The 22,902-nt window shown below is 40.5% G+C and carries 18 protein-coding genes and 1 CRISPR repeat array; of the genes, 6 read left to right on the top strand and 12 right to left on the bottom strand.

Features of this window, described 5'->3' with window-relative positions; all coding sequences use genetic code 11:
- Positions 1 to 43 precede the first annotated feature (43 nt).
- The 3 genes from BKL51_RS04410 to BKL51_RS04400 all read right to left on the bottom strand — a co-directional run bounded on the left by BKL51_RS04410 (position 44) and on the right by BKL51_RS04400 (position 3,114).
- Positions 44 to 454 (bottom strand): nuclear transport factor 2 family protein, encoded by a 411-nt coding sequence (locus tag BKL51_RS04410; RefSeq protein ID WP_077465529.1) that lies wholly within the window; start codon positions 452 to 454, stop codon positions 44 to 46.
- Positions 455 to 482: 28 nt separating this feature from the next.
- The gene (gene recN / locus BKL51_RS04405; RefSeq protein WP_077465528.1) at positions 483 to 2,156 is read right to left on the bottom strand and encodes a DNA repair protein RecN; all 1,674 of its coding nucleotides are present in this window, start codon (positions 2,154 to 2,156) and stop codon (positions 483 to 485) included.
- Between the two features lie 67 nt (positions 2,157 to 2,223).
- Positions 2,224 to 3,114 (bottom strand): NAD(+) kinase, encoded by an 891-nt coding sequence (locus BKL51_RS04400; RefSeq protein ID WP_077465532.1) that lies wholly within the window; start codon positions 3,112 to 3,114, stop codon positions 2,224 to 2,226.
- A gap of 117 nt (positions 3,115 to 3,231) precedes the next feature.
- On the opposite strand from BKL51_RS04400, the gene grpE reads away from it, so the two are divergent.
- Together grpE and nrdD are read left to right on the top strand one after the other, a co-directional pair.
- Positions 3,232 to 3,816, top strand: coding sequence for a nucleotide exchange factor GrpE (gene grpE, locus BKL51_RS04395; protein WP_077465527.1), 585 nt, complete (start codon positions 3,232 to 3,234; stop codon positions 3,814 to 3,816).
- Positions 3,817 to 4,077: 261 nt separating this feature from the next.
- Positions 4,078 to 6,201, top strand: coding sequence for an anaerobic ribonucleoside-triphosphate reductase (gene nrdD, locus BKL51_RS04390; RefSeq protein ID WP_077465526.1), 2,124 nt, complete (start codon positions 4,078 to 4,080; stop codon positions 6,199 to 6,201).
- 62 nt (positions 6,202 to 6,263) lie between these two features.
- Here the strand turns inward: nrdD and fbpC are convergent, their stop codons facing one another.
- The 4 genes from fbpC to BKL51_RS04370 all read right to left on the bottom strand — a co-directional run bounded on the left by fbpC (position 6,264) and on the right by BKL51_RS04370 (position 11,645).
- Positions 6,264 to 7,310 carry a ferric ABC transporter ATP-binding protein gene (gene fbpC, locus BKL51_RS04385; protein ID WP_198930108.1) on the bottom strand — a complete coding sequence of 349 codons (1,047 nt, stop codon included), beginning with the start codon at positions 7,308 to 7,310 and terminating at the stop codon, positions 6,264 to 6,266.
- Between the two features lie 63 nt (positions 7,311 to 7,373).
- Complete coding sequence (locus tag BKL51_RS04380; RefSeq protein WP_077465524.1) at positions 7,374 to 9,425, bottom strand: iron ABC transporter permease; 2,052 nt, start codon at positions 9,423 to 9,425, stop codon at positions 7,374 to 7,376.
- Positions 9,426 to 9,441: 16 nt separating this feature from the next.
- Positions 9,442 to 10,476: an ABC transporter substrate-binding protein gene (locus BKL51_RS04375; protein WP_077465531.1), complete on the bottom strand. Its 1,035-nt coding sequence runs from the start codon at positions 10,474 to 10,476 to the stop codon at positions 9,442 to 9,444.
- A 128-nt stretch (positions 10,477 to 10,604) separates the two neighbouring features.
- Positions 10,605 to 11,645 (bottom strand): ABC transporter substrate-binding protein, encoded by a 1,041-nt coding sequence (locus BKL51_RS04370; protein ID WP_077465523.1) that lies wholly within the window; start codon positions 11,643 to 11,645, stop codon positions 10,605 to 10,607.
- A gap of 164 nt (positions 11,646 to 11,809) precedes the next feature.
- Between BKL51_RS04370 and udk the strand changes: the two genes are divergently transcribed.
- Genes udk through BKL51_RS04350 form a run of 4 tightly spaced genes read left to right on the top strand, consistent with a single transcriptional unit; the run spans position 11,810 to position 15,413 of the window.
- Entirely contained in the window at positions 11,810 to 12,451 is a 642-nt protein-coding gene (udk, locus tag BKL51_RS04365) for a uridine kinase (RefSeq protein WP_077465522.1), read from the top strand.
- Between the two features lie 8 nt (positions 12,452 to 12,459).
- Entirely contained in the window at positions 12,460 to 13,044 is a 585-nt protein-coding gene (dcd, locus tag BKL51_RS04360) for a dCTP deaminase (protein ID WP_077465521.1), read from the top strand.
- A complete protein-coding gene (locus BKL51_RS04355) occupies positions 13,045 to 14,235 on the top strand; it encodes an AsmA-like C-terminal region-containing protein (RefSeq protein WP_077465520.1) in 1,191 nt (396 codons plus the stop codon).
- Complete coding sequence (locus tag BKL51_RS04350) at positions 14,235 to 15,413, top strand: sugar transporter (protein WP_077465519.1); 1,179 nt, start codon at positions 14,235 to 14,237, stop codon at positions 15,411 to 15,413. Before BKL51_RS04355 ends, BKL51_RS04350 begins: the two co-directional genes overlap by 1 nt.
- Before the next feature lie 51 nt (positions 15,414 to 15,464).
- Here BKL51_RS04350 and BKL51_RS04345 read toward each other — a convergent pair whose 3' ends face one another.
- The 5 genes from BKL51_RS04345 to uvrD form a co-directional block, all read right to left on the bottom strand.
- The gene (locus BKL51_RS04345; RefSeq protein ID WP_077465518.1) at positions 15,465 to 16,448 is read right to left on the bottom strand and encodes a peptide ABC transporter ATP-binding protein; all 984 of its coding nucleotides are present in this window, start codon (positions 16,446 to 16,448) and stop codon (positions 15,465 to 15,467) included.
- A gap of 7 nt (positions 16,449 to 16,455) precedes the next feature.
- The gene (gene dppD, locus BKL51_RS04340; RefSeq protein WP_077465517.1) at positions 16,456 to 17,451 is read right to left on the bottom strand and encodes a dipeptide ABC transporter ATP-binding protein; all 996 of its coding nucleotides are present in this window, start codon (positions 17,449 to 17,451) and stop codon (positions 16,456 to 16,458) included.
- Between the two features lie 9 nt (positions 17,452 to 17,460).
- A complete protein-coding gene (locus BKL51_RS04335; RefSeq protein ID WP_077465516.1) occupies positions 17,461 to 18,348 on the bottom strand; it encodes an ABC transporter permease subunit in 888 nt (295 codons plus the stop codon).
- Between the two features lie 13 nt (positions 18,349 to 18,361).
- Positions 18,362 to 19,363: an ABC transporter permease subunit gene (locus BKL51_RS04330; RefSeq protein ID WP_077465515.1), complete on the bottom strand. Its 1,002-nt coding sequence runs from the start codon at positions 19,361 to 19,363 to the stop codon at positions 18,362 to 18,364.
- Between the two features lie 294 nt (positions 19,364 to 19,657).
- A complete protein-coding gene (gene uvrD / locus BKL51_RS04325; protein ID WP_077465530.1) occupies positions 19,658 to 21,838 on the bottom strand; it encodes a DNA helicase II in 2,181 nt (726 codons plus the stop codon).
- Positions 21,839 to 21,937: 99 nt separating this feature from the next.
- Positions 21,938 to 22,902: direct repeats of the CRISPR family, unit length 31 nt; unit sequence GTTTCAATACACAGCCGCCTGAAGGCGGCTG.

Raw genomic sequence — 22,902 nt, 5'->3', positions numbered from 1 at the left:
GATTAAAGTGATGAAATTAACTATAAATCAAATAATAATACGATTAAATTAATTTTGATAATGATTTACTAATCTGTAAACATCCTTTCCAACCCCAATAAATGCGATGCTGTGAAATAAGACCGTTTTCTATCCTCATTAATTCTAGAATATCAATTTGTTCACCATCATCAGTTTCTCGGGGATATTCCCAAACAAGCAAACTTCCATTAGTTAGATATTCTCCCGTACGAAACCATTTTACTAAATCATTCGGACGACGTTTTGTGCCTTCCTGTAAGAAAAATTCTATCTCTTTTTTTCCTTTTAAAATACCATTGGTTCTATCTAAGACCGCAGGAACAAGAGGGCTTTCAAAAACAGCATTGTCTGTATATAAATCAATCAAATTACGAACATCACGTTGCTTAGCATATTGGTGCCATAATTCATAAATACGTTTAGTATCATTCATTTTCTTCCTCCTAAGTCAATAGTTATAATTAAATAGATTCAAGCATTTCTTTAGCATTCGCTAACGCCAAATCGGTAATCTGACTTCCTCCCAATAAACGGGCTACCGCAGGAATACGTTCCAGCTGTGAAAGTGCGGTCATTTTTGTTTCTGTTTTTTCATCAACGATCAGTTTTTCTACATTAAATTGATGATGTCCACAACAGGCTACTTGAGGTAAATGAGTTACACAAAGCACTTGGCATTTATCGCCCAACTGACGCAATAATTTGCCTACTACACTTGCTATCGAACCGCTAATACCAACATCGACCTCATCAAAAATTAAAGTGGGAACCACAGATTGATCGAAAGCTAACACCTGAATAGCGAGTGAAATACGGGAAAGCTCCCCTCCTGATGCAATTTTTGCCAATGGTTGGGGTGGCTGCCCCAAATTGCTACGCAAAGTAAACACAACCTGATCCGCTCCGTTACTCGTGATTTTGTCATTATCGGTTTTCACTTCCACATAGAATTCCGCATTTTCCATTGCAAGCTGTTTAATTGATGCCGTAACTTGCTGCGCCAACTCGTTTGCTGCTTTCTGACGACTACTTGTTAATGCCTGTACCATCGCTTGCATTTGTGTGAAAGCAGCTTTTTCTTGCTCAATCAACAAGTCTTCACTTTCTGAAAAATCTAAAAGTGCGGTCAATTCCTCTTTTAATTTTTTATACAACCCGACTAATTCCTCAGGCTTCACATTATGCTTTCTTGCCAGCTGTAATGCTTGCCCCATACGCTGTTCGATCTCTTGTAACAACATAGGATCTTGCTCAATATTTGATGATAAATGTTGAATCTCACCGGTTGCTTCTTGTACTTGAATCAGCGCCTCATTCAGTAAATTTTGCGCCTCTGCATAACGCGGCTCCAATTCTACCAGTTCGTCAATATACCGAGTCGCACGATATAACATTGAATCAATGCTTACCGTTTCATTTTCACTTAAAATCTGTAAAGCCGATTGTGAAAGTTGGGTAAGCTGTTCACTACTTGATAAACGGCGTTGCTCTTCCTCTAATTCAAGGTATTCATTCGGTCGAAGATTAAACTCATCCAACTCTTCAACTTGATATTGTAATAACTGTTTTTTAGATTCATTTTCTGCGACTTTTTGTTGAAATGTCTTAACTTGGGTTTGCAAATTTTTCCATGTGTGATAGTCATCACGCATTTGGTTTAATAAGTCGGTATGTTGCGCAAAACTATCCACTAATTGAAGTTGATAGTCGCTTTTTAGCAGAAGCTGCGAAGCATGTTGGCCGTTAATATGGATAAGATATTGCCCGATGTCTTTAAGTAGAGCAGCAGAAACCGGCGTACCATTAATAAATGCTTTCGAACGACCATCAGCACTGATCACTCGGCGTAAAATACATTCGGAGGGATTGTCAGAATCCTGTAATTCCTGCTCTCTCAACCAATAATAAGCCGGATTATGGGAATCAAGCTGAAAACTCGCACAAATTTCGGCACGTTCTTGCCCATCCCTCACCATTGAACTTTCTACACGTTGTCCTAAACATAAACCCAAAGCATCAATAGCAATGGATTTACCGGCTCCGGTTTCACCAGTAATCACAGACATTCCTTTAGCGAATTCGACATCTAGCTGACGAACAATCGCAAAATTATTAATAGTAAGTTGGGTAAGCATAATAAAATCCTTGTTCACTGTATATTTATTATATTAATACTGTTTCAATATACAGTAAAGATTTTATTTAGAAATTTTTTAACCAACCCAACTTTGTACTTAATACGTTGTAATAATTATAATTTTTTAGATGAAGCAAACGTAATTTATGTTTGCTTTTTTCAATATGAACCACATCATCCGGTGAAAAGCCCAATGCAATTTGACTATCGCACCCCACCTCCAACTGAGAAGTGTTATGCTCAGCGAAGCGGATAGAAATTTTACTGTCGCCATCAATAACCAGAGGACGTGATGAGAGAGTGTGAGGAAACATTGGCACTAACGCGATCGCATTTAAATTTGGTGTCAAAATCGGCCCTCCGGCAGAAAGGGAATAAGCCGTTGATCCCGTAGGAGTCGAAATAATTAATCCATCGGAGCGCTGAGAAAAAGCAAATTTATCATTAATATACACATGGAAATCAATCATGTGTGCAATTTTTGCAGGGTGAATAACAGCCTCATTAATTGCATTTCCCTTAGCAATAATTTCTCCATTTTGCTCAATTTGAGCTTCTAACAGAAAACGCTCTTCCACAAAAAATTCGCCTCGTTCTAAACAGGCTTCTAATTGCGCATAAGCATTTTTCGGGTCGATATCCGTCAAAAAACCAAGGTTACCACGGTTAATCCCGATAAGCGGAATATTATATTTCGCAAGAATACGCGCACGCCCAAGCATATTACCGTCTCCCCCAATCACAATCACAAGCTGTGCCAATTGCCCGATTTGCTCTAATGTTGCCGCGGTGTGTTCAGGTAACTCAAGTTTTTCCGCTACCTCTTTTTCAACTAATACCTGATAACCACGCTCATTCAACCAATGGTAAACATTTTTGTGCATTTGTAGATTCACGTCATTACGTGGTTTTCCTGCCAAACCAATAATTTTAAAGGAGTTGTATAGTTCATTCATCTTCATTAATTTAAGCGGAATATTAACCGCACTTGAATTCAAAATTTTCGCCATTATATTACATAGCACTTTAATTTTGCTAAAATGTCGCCAATTTTTGAATTAATGGAGAACAAAATGTCCGAACAAGAACAAAAAATTAATACCACTGACGAACCTATTGAAGAGATTCAAAAGGAAGAGATTGAACAGGTACAGGCTGAGGATCCTTTAGAAGAGGCTATTGCCCGAGTCCAAGAACTTGAAGAACAACTTAAAACACAAGTAGAAGAAACCTCAAAAAAAGAACAAGACCTTTTACTTCGTACCCGTGCAGAAATTGACAATATTCGCCGCCGTACCGAGCAGGATGTAGAAAAAGCACATAAATTTGCTTTAGAAAAATTCTCAAAAGACATTTTAAACACCATCGATAACTTAGAACGCGCGCTTAGCACACCGGCTAATACTGAAGATGAAGGCGTAAAAGCCTTATTTGATGGTGTGGAGCTTACTTTAAAAGAGCTTGTTGCAACCGTAGGTCGCTTTGGAGTCGAAGCCGTAGGTGTCGTGGGAGAAAACTTTAATCCGGATTTACACCAAGCTATTTCGATGCAACCTGCGGAAGGATTTGAATCTAATCAAATCACAGCGGTTTTACAAAAAGGCTACACGCTAAACGGACGCGTCATTCGCCCTGCTATGGTAATCGTTGCCGCCTAAATTTAATCTAATGAAAAGAGCGGTCGATTTTTCGACCGTTTTTTATTTCTTTTAAAAATCTGATCTAGATCAAAAATTAATATTTTATTTAAAATTAATTCTTATAAATAACCCTCCTATCAAGCTAATAAAATCAATAACTCACCTTTATTTTCATCTATAAATCATCAAAAAACACTACATATTGTGTGTTGATTATAACTTTAGATCTATATATAGTGCTTCTGTTTTTTTATAACGCATAATGACTTGGAGCATATTATGAACAATTTTAGCGTAATCAAACGCGACGGTTCTCGTGTTGATTTTGAAATTCAACGGATTATCAATGCGATAAAAAAAGCCGCAAGTGCGGTCAATATTTACGATGAATTTTATTTTCATCAAATCGGGCAAGATGTAAGCCATGAGATCTTTACTCGTCATCAACAAGAAATTGACATTCATCAAATTCAAAAAATTGTTGAAGATAAACTGATGAAAAGCCATTACCCACAAGTTGCGCGTGTTTATATTGAATATCGTCACGATCGTGACTTAGCCCGTGAAAAACGCAGCAAACTGACCAAGGAAATTGAAGGTTTAATTGAACAAAGCAATGTGGAACTCTTAAATGAGAATGCGAATAAAGATGCCAAAGTTATTCCGACCCAACGGGATTTACTCGCCGGTATCGTAGCAAAGCATTATGCCAAACATTACATTTTGCCGCGTGATGTGGTCGAAGCACATGAAAAAGGGGAAATTCATTATCACGATTTAGACTACGCACCGTTTTTCCCCATGTTTAACTGTATGCTGGTTGATTTAAAAGGGATGCTTTCTCAGGGGTTCAAAATGGGCAATGCCGAAATCGAGCCGCCAAAATCCATTGGTACCGCCACTGCGGTAACTGCACAAATTATCGCCCAAGTTGCCAGCCATATTTACGGCGGTACGACCATTAATCGTATTGATGAAGTGCTCGCTCCTTATGTTCAAATCAGCTATGAAAAACATTTAAAAAATGCGCAAGAATGGCAAATACCTGATGTAGAAGGCTATGCAAAAGCGTTGATTGAAAAAGAATGCTTTGATGCCTTTCAATCCCTGGAATATGAAGTAAATACCTTACATACCTCAAACGGCCAAACACCGTTTGTTACTTTTGGATTCGGTTTAGGTGAGAACTGGCAAGCCCGTTTAATTCAACAATCAATTTTGAAAAACCGTATTCGCGGTTTAGGCAAAAATCATAAAACACCGGTCTTTCCAAAACTCGTATTCACCATTAAAAAGGGGCTCAATCAAGCAAAAGGCGATCCGAATTACGATATTAAACAGCTTGCACTGGAATGTGCTTCCAAACGAATGTATCCGGATATTCTCAACTATGATCAAGTCGTCAAAGTTACCGGTTCTTTCAAAGCGCCAATGGGGTGTCGCAGCTTTTTAGGTGCTTATGAGGAACAAGGTACAGAAATTCACGACGGACGTAACAATTTAGGCGTTGTTAGCCTGAATTTACCGCGTATCGCCTTAGAATCAAAAAATGAAGAGGAATTTTACCGCACTTTAGACCAACGTCTTGCGATTGCTAAAAAGGCATTGATGACGCGTATTGCCCGTCTTCAAAATACAAAAGCAAGAGTTGCACCGATTCTTTATATGGAAGGAGCTTGTGGTGCGCGTTTAGCGGCTGATGATAATATTGCACAGCTGTTTAAAAACGGGCGGGCCTCAATTTCACTTGGCTATATCGGCATTCATGAAACCATTAATGCACTTTATAAGCAAGGGCATATTTTTGATAATGAACAACTCCGCCAAAAAGGTCTCGCGATCGTTTCGCATTTAAGCAATGCGGTGAAACAGTGGCAAAAAGAGACAGGCTACGCCTTCAGCCTCTATTCAACGCCGAGTGAAAATTTATGTGATCGTTTCTGTCGTTTGGATACGAAACAATTCGGTGTTATTGAAGGTGTAACGGACAAAGGTTATTACACCAACAGCTATCATTTGGATGTAGAAAAAAAAGTGAATCCTTATGATAAGTTGGATTTTGAAATGCTCTATCCGCCTTTAGCAAGCGGCGGCTTTATTTGTTACGGCGAATATCCCAATATTCAACATAATTTGAAAGCACTGGAAGATGTTTGGGATTATAGCTATGAGCGTGTCCCTTACTACGGCACCAATACGCCTATCGATGAATGTTACGAATGTGGTTTTACCGGAGAATTTGAATGCACTAGCAAGGGTTTTGTTTGCCCGAAATGCGGTAATCACGACAGCAGCAAAGTGTCGGTTACCCGCCGTGTATGCGGCTATTTGGGCAGTCCGGATGCACGTCCGTTTAATGCGGGTAAACAGGAAGAAGTAAAACGTCGTGTAAAACACCTCTAGACCAAAAAAGTGCGGTTAATTTTAACCGCACTTTTTTAAAATTCGAGATAAGCCAAAATAAACTATTCTTTCTTCAATAAGAAAACCCCGTATTTCGACAAATTCACATAGGCTTGTTTGAGCTCGGCATTAAAATCTTCCGGTTTACAGTTCACCAGTAATTCTTTTTCTCCCCACTTCACTACCACTTCCCAATGATTACCCATATAGACCGCACTTTTAATCTCGCAACGCTGACTATCCGTACCTTCAGCACTCAAATAAACCGACTCGGGGCGAATGCCCACCAAACATTCCTCGTCAGCCAAACCAAATTGTTCCGTATTAGAAAGGGTGATTTGATAACCGTTAATATCTACCGTATCATTTTGCAATTTTCCCTCAAAAATACTGGATTCCCCCATAAAATTCGCCAAAAACAAGGAGTTAGGACGAAGATAAAGCTCTTTTGCCGGAGCCTTTTGCATAATCCTGCCTTTATGCATCACAATAACCTCATCGGATACGGCAAAGGCTTCGGTTTGATCATGAGTAACATATAAGGACGTGATACCCAATCGTTGTTGTAATTCACGAATTTTTTCACGCATAGAACGACGAAGGTTTGCGTCTAAGTTGCTTAATGGCTCGTCAAATAACAACACTTTTGGTTTCAATACTAAAGCCCGGGCTAATGCTACGCGCTGTTGCTGCCCGCCGGAAATTTGATCGACAAATCGCTCTTCAAAACCGGCTAAATCCACCAATTCGAGGGCTTCTTTGACCCGTTGAAGGCGTTCTTGTTTGCCCACACCTTGCATTTTTAAGCCGTAACCCACGTTATCGCCAATGGACATATGCGGGAACAAAGCATAAGACTGGAACACAATACAAATATCGCGGTTTTGTATAGAAGATTTCGTCACATCTTCACCATCAATAAAAATTTGACCGCTTGTAGGATTTTCCAAACCCGCCACCAATCTTAATACCGTCGTTTTGCCACAACCGGACGGCCCCAGCAAGGTCACCATTGTGCCACGTTTAATGGTTAAATCTAAATTATCAATTACGACAGCTTTACCAAATGCTTTGGTGATATTTTTCAATACTAAAAAATCGTTGTTCATTATTACTACCCTTTAAAAACTATTCATTTTTATACCGCACTTTTATAGATTTTCAGACGGTGTTTAATTCATTTTTTTCGCTTTGGATCGACTAATGCGGGAATCCCCTACGAGCCAGTCAAAAAATAGAATAATCGCCATCATTACTATAATTAGAATCGAACCGTAGGCAATCGCCACACCATATTCACCGTCCTCTACTCGATTTAAAATATAAGATGTAGCAACTCGCGTATCGGCAGTGACAAGAAATACAATGGCACTCACCGTTGTCATAGAACGCACAAAGCTGGTTACCAATGCGGATAACAGTGCCGGCTTAAGCAATGGCAGCACGATAAATACAATGGTTTTAAATGAGCTGCCCTTAAGTGAAAGAGATGCTTCATCAAGGGACTTATCCAATTGTCCCAATCCTGCAATCGCAGCCCGCATCCCTACCGGCATATTACGCATGACCATAGAAAGAATAATGATTAATCCCGTCCCGGTGATATAAATCGGTGCGCTATTAAAAGCAAGGATATAGGACACCCCCGCAACCGTACCCGGTACGGCAAAACAAAGCAAGGTTAGAAATTCTAACGTCTTTTTACCTTTAAAATCACGGCGCACGGTAATGTAGGCAATCAATAAACCAAAGAGTGCCGTAATCGGCGCCGCTGCCGCAGAAAATAATACGGTTTGGATAAGAGACGGCCAGGCCCCATCGCTAAAACCTTGACCAAATAGCGCAAGATAATGTTTGAGAGTTAATGTGTAATCTACTCCCCAGTTAGCGGTAAAGCTACCATAGAAAATACTGCCGTAAAGAACCACATTGAATAATACCCAAAAACCTAAAATCAGCATAATCGCGTATTTCATTAGATTCGGCAAATCTTGCACATCACCACGATAGGATTTGCCGGAAACCGTCACGTACGAGCGATTACCGATCCATAAATACTGGATCACGAAAATTGATAGCGAGAAAATGAGCAATAAACTACCAAGCGTACTGGCTGAAGCATAATCAAGTTGCGAGCCTGCAATAAAAAAGTAGATTTGTGAGGAAATTACGTCAAAACTACCGCCAAGTACCAACGGCGTACTAAAGTCCGCTAAAGATTGAATGGCAACCACAAGGAATGAATTCCCTAATGCCGGTTTCAATAATGGGAAAATGATATTGAAGAAAGTTTGATAACGGTTAGCACGCAAAGTGTATGAAGCCTCTTCTATAGAAGGATGCACAGATTTAAGCGCCCCCTCCAAAATCATAAAAGACATCGGTGTCAGTGCAAGTGTATGAGCGATGACAATCCCTGTAAAACCGTATAACCAGTTATTATTAAAACCAAGATACCCCACTAAAAATTGGGTAACATAGCCTGAACGCCCAAGCATTAATGTTACGCCCAATCCCACTACAAATGGCGGGGTAACAATAGGTAAAATGGAGAAAATTTTACCGATAAAAGCGGTACGCTTAGCAATACGCGTCGTATAAAGGGCAAAAATTAAACCAAATAAAGTCGCCAACACACCAATCGTTGCCGCGACACTTAAAGAATTGAGAATAATACGGACAATATAAGGTTGTTTAATAATAGTTAAGAATTGAGTCGGTACAAACTCAGTACCGTCATAAAACATAGAAATAAAAATGGCGAGCGTAGGATAGACAATAAAGAAGAAAATCATCAGTACAATACTGATAAGCGAAGCAATAATAAATTTATCACCTTGCATCACCTTCGTCTTAGCCAAGGCATTTGTTGCCATTGCAATCAACACGACAACTAACACAAAAATCGAATAGCCAAGGCTAATTTTAGCGAGTGTTGCCGATACAAAAATAAAGGCAAAAATCGTGCAAATCAGCAGAAATTCAAACAAACCCTGTTGATGTTTCTTTTGTTTAAAGCAATATGACACAATAGGAACAAGCAACAAACTACCAAACCATACCCAACTTAAATTGGGCGCGACCCACCCCATAGATTCCAACAATTCATCCGATGTAGACTCCCACAGCCCATAATAAAGTGCTGTATAGGGTAAACAAATAAATCCCACTAACGCAATAGCAATCCAAAACCAATTGCTGTTTAAAAATGCCTGCTTTCTCATTAAAACCTCCGAAAGACTATTTGGCTAATTTGATTTCCGTCACCCATTTATCAATTAATCTTCTACGCACCTCATTAGAACCGTAGGTGGCAAAGTCATAATTAATCAGATTCAACTCCTGCGGTTTCTGTGCAAAAGGAGAACCAACGGCTGTCGTATTCGTTAAAATGTGGTGTGATTTGGCTTCGCTCCAAGATAATTCCTGTGCTTCCTTGGAGAGAACCCAATCCGCAAACAATTTGGCATTCCCCTCATTACGTGCATTCTTAATAACACTCACTCCGCCTAATTCGTAGCCGCTTCCTTCACAAGGAACAACCAACTCAATCGATGCACCATTTTCTTTTTCAAAGGAGTAATTTTGTAAAAAACCAATACCAATTGCAGTTTCTCCACGAGCCGCATTGCGTGATGGCGCCGTCCCCGCTTTAGGATATTGAGAAATATTTTTATCCAATGCTTTCAAGTAATCAAATGCCTTATCCTCCCCCCAAAGCTGAATAAATGTAGCAATGGCCGTATAAGCCGTTCCCGAACTTTGTGGATCTGCAATTTGAATCTCATTTTTCAAACGTGGATCCAACAAATCTTTCCAACATTTCGGCATATTTTTTATCCCTAATTTAGCCAGACGTTCGGTATTGATACCCAATCCCAATACCCCCATGTAGACCACTGAACTATAATTACCTTTGAGTTTGCCGGGATCTTTAAATTGAGGCATCACATACTGTAAATTTTCTGATTGATAAGGTTGAAGCAAGCCCATTTCAGCCGCCTGTGCATGCGTGTCAAACGATCCGCCATACCATACATCAGCTTGCGGATTATTTCGCTCTGCTTCTAACTTCGCTAAAGTACTGCCCGAACTATTACGGATAAAAGAGGTTTTCACATCATATTTTTTTGCGAAAGCTTGCACTTCTTTTTCACACACGCTATTTTGCGCACTACAATACACGGTTAAACGTCCCTCCGCCATTGAGTTTGGCGTAAAGACAAAACTAATGAATGCACTAGAAGTAACCAAAACAAATTTTGAGATTTTCATAAGTTTTTCCAAAAATAATTGAGGAGCCATTTCCCTACCATAGTTTTAGGATTTTAATAAAAGGAAAGATAAATAAGGTAAAAAGTGCGGTCAAAAATTAGCAATTTTCAACCGCACTTTAAGACATATTAGTTCGCCAATTTAATCTCTTGAACCCATTTCTCAATTAGACGTTTACGTTCTTCGGTAGCACCGTATTTCTCAAAATCATAATTGATTAAATTAAGTTTCGTCGGATCAAAGGCAACAGGGGATTGTTCCGCTTTCGTATTAGTTAAAATCTGCAAAGACTCACCTTTCTTCCATGCCAACTCCTGCCCTTCTTTAGAAAGCGCCCAATCTATGAATAATTTGGCATTGTCTAGGTTACGGGCACCTTTCAAGATACTCACACCACCCAATTCATAGCCCGTTCCTTCACAAGGCACGATTAGCTCTAAAGGTGCGCCCTGTTGTTTTTCTAATGCGTAATCGTGTAAGAAGCCGACACCTACAGCGGTTTCACCCCGTGCCGCATTACGCGACGGAGCAATACCGGATTTGGTGTATTGTGATACGTTTGGATGTAATTGTTTAAAGAAATCAAAGGCTTTATCTTCCCCCCAAAGTTGTACAAAGGTCGCAATAGCAGTATAAGCCGTGCCGGAACTTTGCGGATCAGCAATTTGGATTTCACCTTTTAAATTTGGATCCGTTAAATCTTTCCAACATTTCGGGACTTCTTTAATACCTAATTGAGCCAAACGCTCGGTGTTTACACCAAAACCTAAAATCCCCATGTAAATGGCGGAAACATAATTACCTTTTGTTTTTGCTGGATCACGGAAGGATTCAACAATTTCATCAATATGTTTAGATTTATAGGGCTCAATCAAACCTAATTCCGCCGCTTGCGCTTGCGGATCAAAGGTACCGCCGAACCACACATCGGCTTGCGGATTATTTTTTTCCGCCTCGACTTTTGCAAACGTACTCCCTGACCCATTGCGGATAAAAGAAGTTTTTACATCATATTTTTCGCCAAAGGCTTTCGTAGTAGTTTCACATAAAATATTAGTAGCACTACAGTACACAACCAAGCGACCTTTGGCGTTCACGCCGGAGGAAATCATTAAACCGCCTACTAAAAGTGCGGTTGGAATAGAAAACGAAATTTTATTGAGTTTCATAAAAAATACTCCTATTGGGTGAAAACGCTAAAATACTACGCGAAAACGAAAAATAATACCGTGATAATCCTCACAATTTTGCAAATTAGTGCTGAAAATAAAGGTGAAATTGACCGCACTTTTCTTTATAATTCAAGGAATTTCTCAGCTTTCAGGTTATATTTATGCCAGATTCATCTTGTATCATTATTGCTATCACCGGCGCATCCGCCTCGGGAAAAAGCTCCATTGCCTCTACTGTTCATAAAGAATTATGTAATGAATTGGGTTGCCAACAAATCGGCATCATTACGGAAGATAGCTACTATAAAGATCAAAGTCATTTAGAAATGAACGAACGCGTAAAAACCAATTATGACCACCCCAACTCAATGGATCGAGATTTACTCATTCAGCATTTAAAAGATTTAAAAACCAATAAAGCAGTGGATATTCCCGTTTATAGCTATGTAGAGCATACCCGAACTGCTGAGACGACTCACTTCACACCTAAACGTATCGTTATTTTAGAAGGCATTTTATTACTCACAGACGAGCGTATCCGCCAATTAGCGGATATTTCCGTCTTTGTGGATGCACCGCTTGATATTTGTTTTATTCGTCGCTTGCAGCGCGATATGGAAGAACGCGGGCGCTCGCTTCAATCCGTTATTGATCAATACCGTTCAACGGTACGTCCAATGTTCTTACAATTTATTGAACCGTCTAAACAATACGCCGATATTGTCATTCCTCGCGGCGGTAAAAATCGCATTGCGATCAATATGCTAAAAGCTCAAATTCTTCATTTATTAAATCAAAAATAGGAGAAATTATGCGTCTTTGTGATACCGATATAGAACGCTATCTTGATGATGGCATTATTTCTTTAACGCCCCGACCTGCTAATGACAAAATTAATGGTGCGACCATTGATGTACGTCTTGGTAATTCTTTCCGGGTATTTCGTGAACATTCTGCGCCTTATATTGATTTAAGCGGGCCAAAAGAAGAAGTCTCCGCACAATTAGAGTCAGTCATGAGCGATGAAATTATCATTCCTGATAATGAAGCATTTTTTTTACACCCCGGTGTATTGGCACTGGCGACCACGTTAGAATCCGTTAAATTACCGTCCAACATTATTGGCTGGTTGGACGGTCGTTCTTCCCTCGCCCGTCTAGGATTAATGGTTCACGTAACGGCACACCGTATTGACCCGGGTTGGGAAGGAAAAATCGTACTGGAGTTTTATAATTCCGGTAAATTGCCTCTAGCATTGCGCCCCAATATGGTCATCGGTGCGCTAAGTTTTGAAGTCTTAAGCGGAGAGGCTGCCCGCCCTTATAATCGTCGCAAAAATGCGAAATATAGAAACCAACAAAATGCCGTGGCAAGTCGCATTGATGAGGATAAATAAATGAAAAAGATCGCAATAAGCCTATTGATCGTGCTTGTTGCGATCTTTGCTTTTTTTTACATCCAACTCCAACAAGCGAAAACACAATTCACAGAACAATTAGCTCAACACAATATTCAAGTAAAATCCCTTGAGTTCAATCTCATTCCTCAACCTTATTTTTCTATTGAGCAACTGAACTATCACGGGATTTCCCTCAAACAAATTGAGGGGAAACTCGCCTTTTTACCGTTAATTATCGGCGAGCCAAAACTCGAACAGCTCACCATAAATCAAGTCAAATTGAGTGAACACTCGCTCAATTCAGCAAAAATAACCCTGTTTTTTTCAGATTTTTTCCTGAAAAAATTATTGGCAAAAAGTATTCCATTTAATGGGCAAAATCGAATTGCGATTGAACTTGAAAAACCGATTTATGGAAAAAATACAACATTTGATTTCTCATTTAATAAAGCAAACATTGATCTTCGCCAAGATCAAGAATCGTTAATCCAAATTGATAATGCAAAACTCAATGATCAAACACTAGGGTATATTGAAGTCCATGCAGATTTTTTTAAAACGCAAAAAGCACTTATCGCGTATATAAAACCTGCTTGTAGCACAGATTGTCTAGCCGTGTTGAAATTCAATGGTTTAGGGGAAAAAAGTGCGGTCAAATTTTCCGGTAAAAATTTTCCAATGGAACGTTTACTCAGCTTACTGAGTTTTCCAAATACGATGACCGGTACAACTGATTTTAATATTCAGCTCGCCTTTGCTCAGTCAGAATTAATGCAAGGGCAATTTGATTTTAATGCACGAGACGGTGAACTTTTGGGAATAAATTTACTTGATCTTCTCTCACAATATTTCCCGATTAATTACAATGATGAATTATTACAAGGGAAAAGTATGAACACCCCCTATCAAACCGCTATTTCATCACTGAGCCTGGAAAATAATTTATTAACCGTCAATAAAATCAGCCTAAAAACACCCGCACTTTTAGGTGAAGGCAATGGTGCGATTGATTTACACACAATGCAATGCGATATTAATCTCACGCTCTCCGCGACAAACGAGAAATATAAAAAGCTGAAATTGCCTCTTCGCTTTTTTGATAGTTGCTATTCTCCCCAGTACAAACTGGAATTGAATAAAGATTTTCGGAAACAGTTAAAAAATCTCATTAAAGAAAAATTGAAATAATGTCCTTTTACCAACAAGCTGAAAAAATCCAATATTGGCGGGTCATTATCATGGCTTGCGCTGCGTTTATTTTCAATACCACAGAATTTGTGCCGGTTGCATTACTGACAGATATCGCTCAAAGTTTTGAGATGCAAACCGCAGAAACCGGCCTCATGATGACGGTCTATGCTTGGACTGTGCTGGTGATGTCTTTACCGGCAATGCTTGCGACAGGAAAAATGGAACGAAAAAGTTTACTCATTAAACTTTTTGTGATTTTTATTATTGGACATATCCTCTCTGTAATTGCGTGGAATTTTTGGATATTGCTGATTGCCCGTATGTGTATTGCATTATCCCATGCTGTTTTTTGGTCTATCACCGCCTCCCTCGTGATGCGAATCTCCCCTAAAAATAAAAAAACGCAAGCACTCGGTATGCTTGCGATTGGTTCATCTCTTGCCACGATCTTAGGCTTACCTCTCGGACGCCTAATCGGTCAGCTTGTCGGATGGCGGATCACTTTCGCCATTATTGCCTCCTTAGCATTAGTGGCAATGTTCTTAATTATTCGTCTTTTGCCTCGACTTCCAAGTAAAAATGCCGGCTCACTTGCCAGTTTACCTGTTCTCGCTAAACGTCCGTTATTAATCGGGCTTTATATCACAACGGCGCTCATCATTTCCGCACATTTTACCGCCTACACTTATATTGAGCCTTTTATGATTCAAATCGGGCAATTAGTGCCAAATCTTACTACTATTATTCTCCTCGTATTTGGCTTATCAGGAATTAGTGCAAGTTTACTGTTCAATCGGTTATATCGTTTTAACCCAAGAAAATTTATTCTTAGTGCAATAATATTATTTATTGTCTCGCTCTTACTTTTGTTAAGTTCAACCCACTATACCGCTACGATATTTATGCTTGCCTTTATTTGGGGGATCGGTATTTCCTGTATTGGGCTTGCTTTACAAATGCACGTCCTAAAACTTGCACCGGACGCCACCGATGTTGCGACAGCAATCTATTCCGGTATATTTAATGCTGGGATTGGTGCCGGTGCGTTATTAGGCAGTCAAATCATGAATTATGTCGGATTGGAATATATCGGATTTAGCGGTGCTATGCTGGGGATTATAGGATTAGCAATTTTCATCATTTTCCAATCTCGTTATCCACAGAAAAACACATAAAAAAACGACCGCACTTTGAGTTAAAGTGCGGTCGTTTCTCTTATAGTTTTACTAATCAATATGAAAACAAGCAATTAGTTTACTATCATGATACTGCGATAATGTCGGTTTTTCTTCACGACATTCTTCTGTCGCTTTCCAACAACGCGGGTTAAAGGCACAACCTTTCGGCGGATTAATCGGGCTTGGTAATTCTCCGGCTAATTTTATTCGTTCACGGCGTAAATTGGGTGAGAGGCGCGGTGTGGCAGAAAGTAAAGCCTGCGTATAGGGATGCTGCGGATTGGAAAAAATCTGTGTCGTCGTGCCTTTTTCCACACAACGCCCCAAATACATCACCATCACCTCATCGGCAATGTGTTCCACTACGGAAAGATCGTGAGAAATAAACACGTAAGACAGTCCTAATTCAGCTTGTAAATCCATCATCAGGTTTAACACTTGCGCACGCACCGATACATCAAGAGCAGACACCGGTTCATCCGCCACCACAATATCCGGTTCTAACATTAAACCGCGCGCAATAGCAATACGCTGACGCTGTCCGCCGGAAAACATATGAGGATAGCGATCATAAAATTCTGCACGTAATCCCACTTTTGCCATCATAGAAAGCACCTTTTCTTTCCGTTCTTTGGTAGAAAGTTTAGTGTTGATAATTAAAGGTTCTTCCAAAATAGCACCAATTTTTTTACGTGGGTTTAATGAGGCATAAGGATTTTGGAAAATAATCTGAATTTTCTTACGACGTAAGGCTTTCGTTTCCGAACTATTTTCTAAAAAATTCTGTCCGTTGTAATACAATTCGCCCTCGGTGGGTTGCTCAATCATTGCAAGCAAACGCCCTAATGTGGATTTGCCGCAACCGGATTCCCCTACTACCGCAAGGGTTTTACCTCGTTCTAATTGAAAAGAAACACCATCTAGGGCTTTCACTTGCTGAGTTTTTGTCAATAAGCCTTTTTTAACCGGATAATATTTTTTTAAACCTATCGCATTCAGTAAAGGCACATTCTCTTTGAGATGACTTGTCATTGATTATTTATTCTCCTTTACTCCATTCAACCGGTTCACCTGTTATATTCAGTGGGGTATGGCATTTCACCTTACGATCAGCGATGTAATGCAATTCCGGTTCAACTTGACGACAGTATTCCGTTGTATAAGGGCAACGAGGATTTAATAAACACCCGCTTGGGCGATCATAACGTCCCGGTACGGCACCGGGTAAGGATTGCAAATATGATTTACCCTCCGCAAATTCAGGTAAAGAGCGCAATAGTGCTTGCGTGTAAGGGTGCTTGGGTTCACGAAAAATATCTTCTGCCCGCCCTTCTTCGACAACTTGACCGGCATACATCACAACAATTCGATGTGCCGCTTCGGCAACGAGAGCAAGATCATGGGTAATTAAAATTAGCGACATACATTCTTTTTTCTGTAAATCGAGTAATAGATCCATAATTTGCGCTTGAATCGTAACATCTAATGCCGTGGTCGGCTCATCGGCAATCAATAATTTCGGCTTACAAGCAATTGCCATCGCAATCATCACACGTTGACTCATTCCGCCGGAAAGTTGGTGGGGATAAACATCAATGCGGGATTCCGGATCCGGAATCCCCACTAAACGCAATAATTCCAAAGTACGCTGACGACGTGATTTTTTTGAACCGCCTTCATGCACTTTTAGAGCCTCCATAATTTGGAACCCTACCGTATAGGCAGGATTTAAGCTGGTCATCGGATCTTGAAAAATCATTGCCATATCCGAACCAATAAGCGATCGTTTGGCTTTATCGCTAAGCGTTAATAAATCTTTATCTTCAAATATTAAGCTGTCTGCCGACACTTGTCCCGGATGATCAACCAGCCCCATAAGCGCTAAAGAACTTACCGATTTACCGGAGCCCGATTCCCCCACAATGCCCAAGACTTCGCTTTGCTCTACTTGGTAGCTTACGCGATCCACCGCTTTAAAAGGCGTATTTCTATCACCGAATCGAACAGAAAGTGCTTTTACTTCTAATAATGCCATTCCGCCTCCTTATTGTTTAAGTTTTGGATCGAGCGCATCACGCAAACCATCACCCATTAAATTAAAGGCGAGTACCAAGGATAAAATAACTAAGCCCGGAATCGTTACTAACCAGTTAGCAGCCTGCATAAAACTGCGCGCTTCGGAAAGCATTGCGCCTAATTCCGGCGTCGGCGGTTTAGCCCCAATACCAAGGAACCCCAGTGTGGCAAGTTCTAAAATAGCGTTAGAAATCCCCATTGTCATTTGTACAATAAGCGGAGCCAAACAGTTAGGTAAAATCACAATAAACATTAGATGTAAAACACTCGCCCCCGCTGCTTTAGATGCAGTCACATAATCACGATTTTTTTCATTCATCACGGCAGCACGGGTTAAACGAACATAACTTGGAATAGATACTACCGCAATAGCCAACGTTGCGTTCACTAAAGAAGGTTCTAAGATCGAAACGACGACAATAGTCAACAATAAGTTCGGAATTGCCAGCATAATATCAATTAAACGCACAATAACCGTATCCAATACACCACCATAATAACCGGCAAGCAATCCTAAGCTTGTTCCCAACAAACAAGAAAGGAGCACAATGACAAAGCCGGCAAAAACTGAAATTCGGGTACCATAAATAATACGTGAAAGAATATCCCGACCAATATCATCAGTACCAAGTAAATAAGCCACGTTGCCGCCCTCATACCAAGCGGGAGGCAATAATAGTGCGGTACGATTTTGCTCAGCCGGGTCAAAAGGGGCAATATAGGGAGCAAATATACCGATAAATGCCACAACCAGAATAAAAATTAACCCGACAAGCGCACCTCGATTTTGCTTAAAATAAAACCAAAATTCTTGTAAAGGCGTTCTAGGCACTAACATGGAAGTCGTGTCTGTCATTCTTTCTCCTACATCAATGGCGAATACGCGGATTTACCACGCCGTAAAGTAAATCAATGGTTAAATTCACTGCAATAATAATCGTGGCGATAATTAAAACGGAGCCTTGTAGCACAGGATAATCCCGAGCATGAATGGCATCAATAATCCATTTTCCAATGCCCGGCCACGAGAAAATAGTTTCTGTCAATACTGCACCGGAAAGTAATTGACCGACAATTAATCCCACCACGGTCACTACCGGAATCAACGCGTTACGCAACGCATGTACAATCACAATACGTGGATAACTGAGCCCTTTTGCTTTAGCCGTACGAATATAATCTTCGCCTAATACTTCCAACATAGCCGAGCGGGTCATCCTCGTAATAATCGCAAGCGGTATTGTGCCTAATACAATGGCAGGCAAAATCAAGGATTTCAGCGCATTTTCAAACGCGCCCGGTACACCGGAAAGCCAACTATCAATCAGCATAAAACCTGTTGGCGTATCGATCCAAAAATCGTTTTCTAAACGCCCCCCTTGCGGTAAACCAAGGGAAGGAGACACATATAAAATTAGAATCAAGCCCCACCAAAAAATGGGCATAGAGTAACCTGTCAGTGAAATAGCAGTTATGCCATGAGAAATCCAGCTGTCTTTTTTCACCGCCGCGATTGTGCCCAGTATCACGCCACCGAGCAGCGACCAAAGCAAGGCAAAAAATGCCAACTCAGCCGTCGCAGGGAAAAGGGTAAAAAACTCGGTAACAACAGGTTGTTGTGTACGAAATGAAGCACCAAAATCCCCTTGAATCACATCACCAATATAGTTGAAATATTGCTGATATAGCGGAAGATCTAAACCTAATTGATGCATCATTTGTTGGTGAGACTCAGCCGTTAAGCCTCGTTCCCCCATCATAATTTCTACCGGATCACCCGGGATAAAATGTATGAGAGCAAAGGTGACAAAAGTAATAGCGATAAATGTCGGAATCACCATTAAAATTCGTTTGAAGATAAATTTAAACATTCAATCACTCTATAATAGAAAGGAAAAGTGCGGTCAAATTTCACCGCACTTTTAAAATAAAGCCTTTAGACTCAAAATAAAATACCTTTGGATTCTACCGCACTTTCTCCAATTTTGCCAAATGACCGAAGGTTATTAGCTATTCTTTTCGAGAATATGCAAATTTTCATTGTTGAATCAAATCTCTGATTTGATCATAACTTTTGAGCAATATTTAGACTTGAAGATTTTCTTAAACCGGTTTTAACTTTTAGGGTAAAGATTTCAAAGTATTCTGTAATAGAAAAATAAAATCTACCGAATTTTTTCCAGTTTTGCCAAATGAGCAATCAACCATTTGATACCTTGCGCTTGGAAAGCAATTTGTAATCTTGTGTTATTATCGCACCCTTCAACATTAATCACTGTGCCGACACCGAACTTTTCATGTTTCACTTTTTGCCCCATTTTCCATCCGTTTTCATTCTCTACCGAATGGGATAGCGTTCCCACTTTCGCTAAATTCATAGCCCGTGTAACTGTTCCGCGCAAACGAATTTCTTGAATACATTCTTGCGGTAACTCTGCGATAAAACGGGATGGGAGATGGCGCTCTTCTTTCGCATATAAACGACGGCTCTCCGCATAAGAAATAGTCAATTTTTTCTTCGCACGGGTAATACCGACATACGCCAAACGACGTTCTTCCTCCAAGCGCCCCGGCTCTTCAAAAGAGCGGAAGCTCGGAAACAAGCTTTCTTCCACGCCTACGATAAATACACGGGGAAATTCCAATCCTTTTGCTGAATGTAATGTCATCATTTCAACACAAGATTGATGCGGTGAAGCTTGCTCTTCTCCCGCTTCAAGTGAGGCGTGGGTCAGAAAAGCCGTGAGCTCCGTCATTTCATCCGCCTCATCGGGTTTCATAAATTCACGTGTCGCAGTGACTAATTCTTCCAAGTTTTCTATCCGCACTTCGCCTTTTTCCCCCTTTTCCTGCTTATACATTTCATACAAACCGGAATGTTTAATCACAAAATCCGTTTGAGCAAAAAGCGGCATTTCAAAGGTATCCTGTTGCAAAGAATTAATTAATTCTTGAAAACGCAATAATGCGGTGGACGCTCGTCCCGCAAGCATATTTTCTTGGATTGCAACTTGTATCGCCTGCCATAATGTAATTTGGCGTGTACGTGTTAAATTTCGTAATACATCCAAAGTACGATCGCCAATACCTCGTGTCGGCGTGTTAATTACACGTTCAAATGCCGCGTCATCTTGTCGGTTATTAATCAAACGTAGATAGGCTAAGGCATCTTTAATTTCTTGGCGTTCAAAGAATCTCACGCCACCATAAATACGATAAGGAATTTGACTACGAATTAAAGCTTCTTCAATCACGCGGGATTGACTGTTGCTACGGTAAAGCACGGCGCAGTCATCCAGTTTTCCCCCGTTATCCACCCAATCCTGAATTTGCGACGCCACAAATTTGGCTTCGTCCAGCTCATTAAAAGCGGCATAAATTCCAACAGGCTCTCCTTCTTCCCCTTCCGTCCACAAATTTTTTCCAAGCCTATCCGTGTTATTGGCAATCAATTCATTTGCACTATTTAAAATATTAGCGGTAGAACGGTAATTTTGTTCAAGACGAATGGTTTTGGCATTGAAATCTTTCAGGAATTTTTGAATATTTTCAACTTGTGCGCCACGCCAACCGTAAATGGATTGATCATCATCCCCCACCACCATTACTTTTCCGCTCTGCCCGGCAAGGATTTTTATCCATTGATATTGAATTTTATTAGTATCCTGAAACTCGTCTACCAAAATATGTTGAAAACGTTGTTGGTAACGCTGTAGAATCAACGGTATTTTTTCGAATAACTCATAAGCACGAATCAATAACTCCGCAAAATCCACTAATCCCGCACGATCACTGGTATCTTGATAAATTTGATAAATTTTAATCCATTCGCGCTCTTGGCGATCGTTAAAATCCTCGATCTCGTGTGGTCGTAATCCTTCATCTTTTTTATTATTGATGTACCAACAAGCTTGTTTGGGAGGAAAGGCTTTTTCATCGAAATTATGCAATTTTAGCAAGCGTTTAACTAAACGAAATTGATCTTCCGAATCCAAAATTTGGAAATCCTGCGGCAAACCGACATCCAAATGGTGTGCTCGCAATAAACGATGAGCAATGCTATGAAAAGTGCCAATCCACATTCCGAATAAACTGTTTTGTGAATGTTTGGCTAATGTTTCTTGAATACGATGGCGCATTTCCGCTGCGGCTTTATTAGTAAAAGTCACCGCCATAATGCTCCCCTCAGAAATATTTTCTACTGCCATCAACCATGCAATACGGTGAGTTAATACACGGGTCTTACCACTCCCCGCCCCAGCCAGTACTAAACAGTTATCAAGGGGAGCTGCAACCGCTTCACGCTGTTTATCATTCAACCCATCAAGTAATTCAGAAATATCCACCATAGCATTATCTTTATCTGTTTAAATTTACAGTTATTATAGACATTATTTGTAAGCGAATCTAGCGTTAACTATAGTTTTAAACGAAAGGCCTATAATCATTTAATACTCAACCGTCTGAAGGCAGCTGCAGATTTACCTTTTCCAGTTCACCATCAAATAAAAAGTTTCAATACACAGCCGCCTGAAGGCGGCTGCATCACCGCATTTTCAAAAGATTCATAGGCATCTTTGTTTCAATACACAGCCGCCTGAAGGCGGCTGCTTATGCAACGTTAGGCGGTCGATTAGATATAGCGGTTTCAATACACAGCCGCCTGAAGGCGGCTGCACTTGCAATTACTTTTTGATGTGCCTACAATTAGGTTTCAATACACAGCCGCCTGAAGGCGGCTGCACTACGTAGCAATTAAACATTTTGTTGTTGGTTGGTTTCAATACACAGCCGCCTGAAGGCGGCTGCCAGCATACTCAGGCTTTAAATATACACCTCCCTTAGTTTCAATACACAGCCGCCTGAAGGCGGCTGCATAAACATAATACATTACAACAGCCCCTTATCTTGTTTCAATACACAGCCGCCTGAAGGCGGCTGCAGCCCAAGCGGAAAAATCAGCAGGGGCGAGTAAAGGTTTCAATACACAGCCGCCTGAAGGCGGCTGCTTACTTCTATTTTTATATTCCGGATGGGTCGCCACGTTTCAATACACAGCCGCCTGAAGGCGGCTGCATAAACATGCACTTCTTTTCAGCCCCCTAACAATGTTTCAATACACAGCCGCCTGAAGGCGGCTGCCTATTACGGTTGGGTGCAATTATGTCTAGTAAAGTCGTTTCAATACACAGCCGCCTGAAGGCGGCTGCCGCCCGGTGCGACCGTTGCCATCAACAAAAGGATGTTTCAATACACAGCCGCCTGAAGGCGGCTGCGGATGTAAAAGATAAGCACATGGAAAGCATTTTAAAGGTTTCAATACACAGCCGCCTGAAGGCGGCTGCATTTTCTGCTGCTCCACATCAATTTGATTATGTTGTTTCAATACACAGCCGCCTGAAGGCGGCTG

Origin of the sequence: Rodentibacter sp. Ppn85 (assembly GCF_001999335.1) — a bacterium.
GTDB lineage: Bacteria > Pseudomonadota > Gammaproteobacteria > Enterobacterales > Pasteurellaceae > Rodentibacter.
The sequence above is the reverse complement of the archived record's forward strand: the minus strand, read 5'-3'. Positions and strand labels throughout refer to the sequence as shown.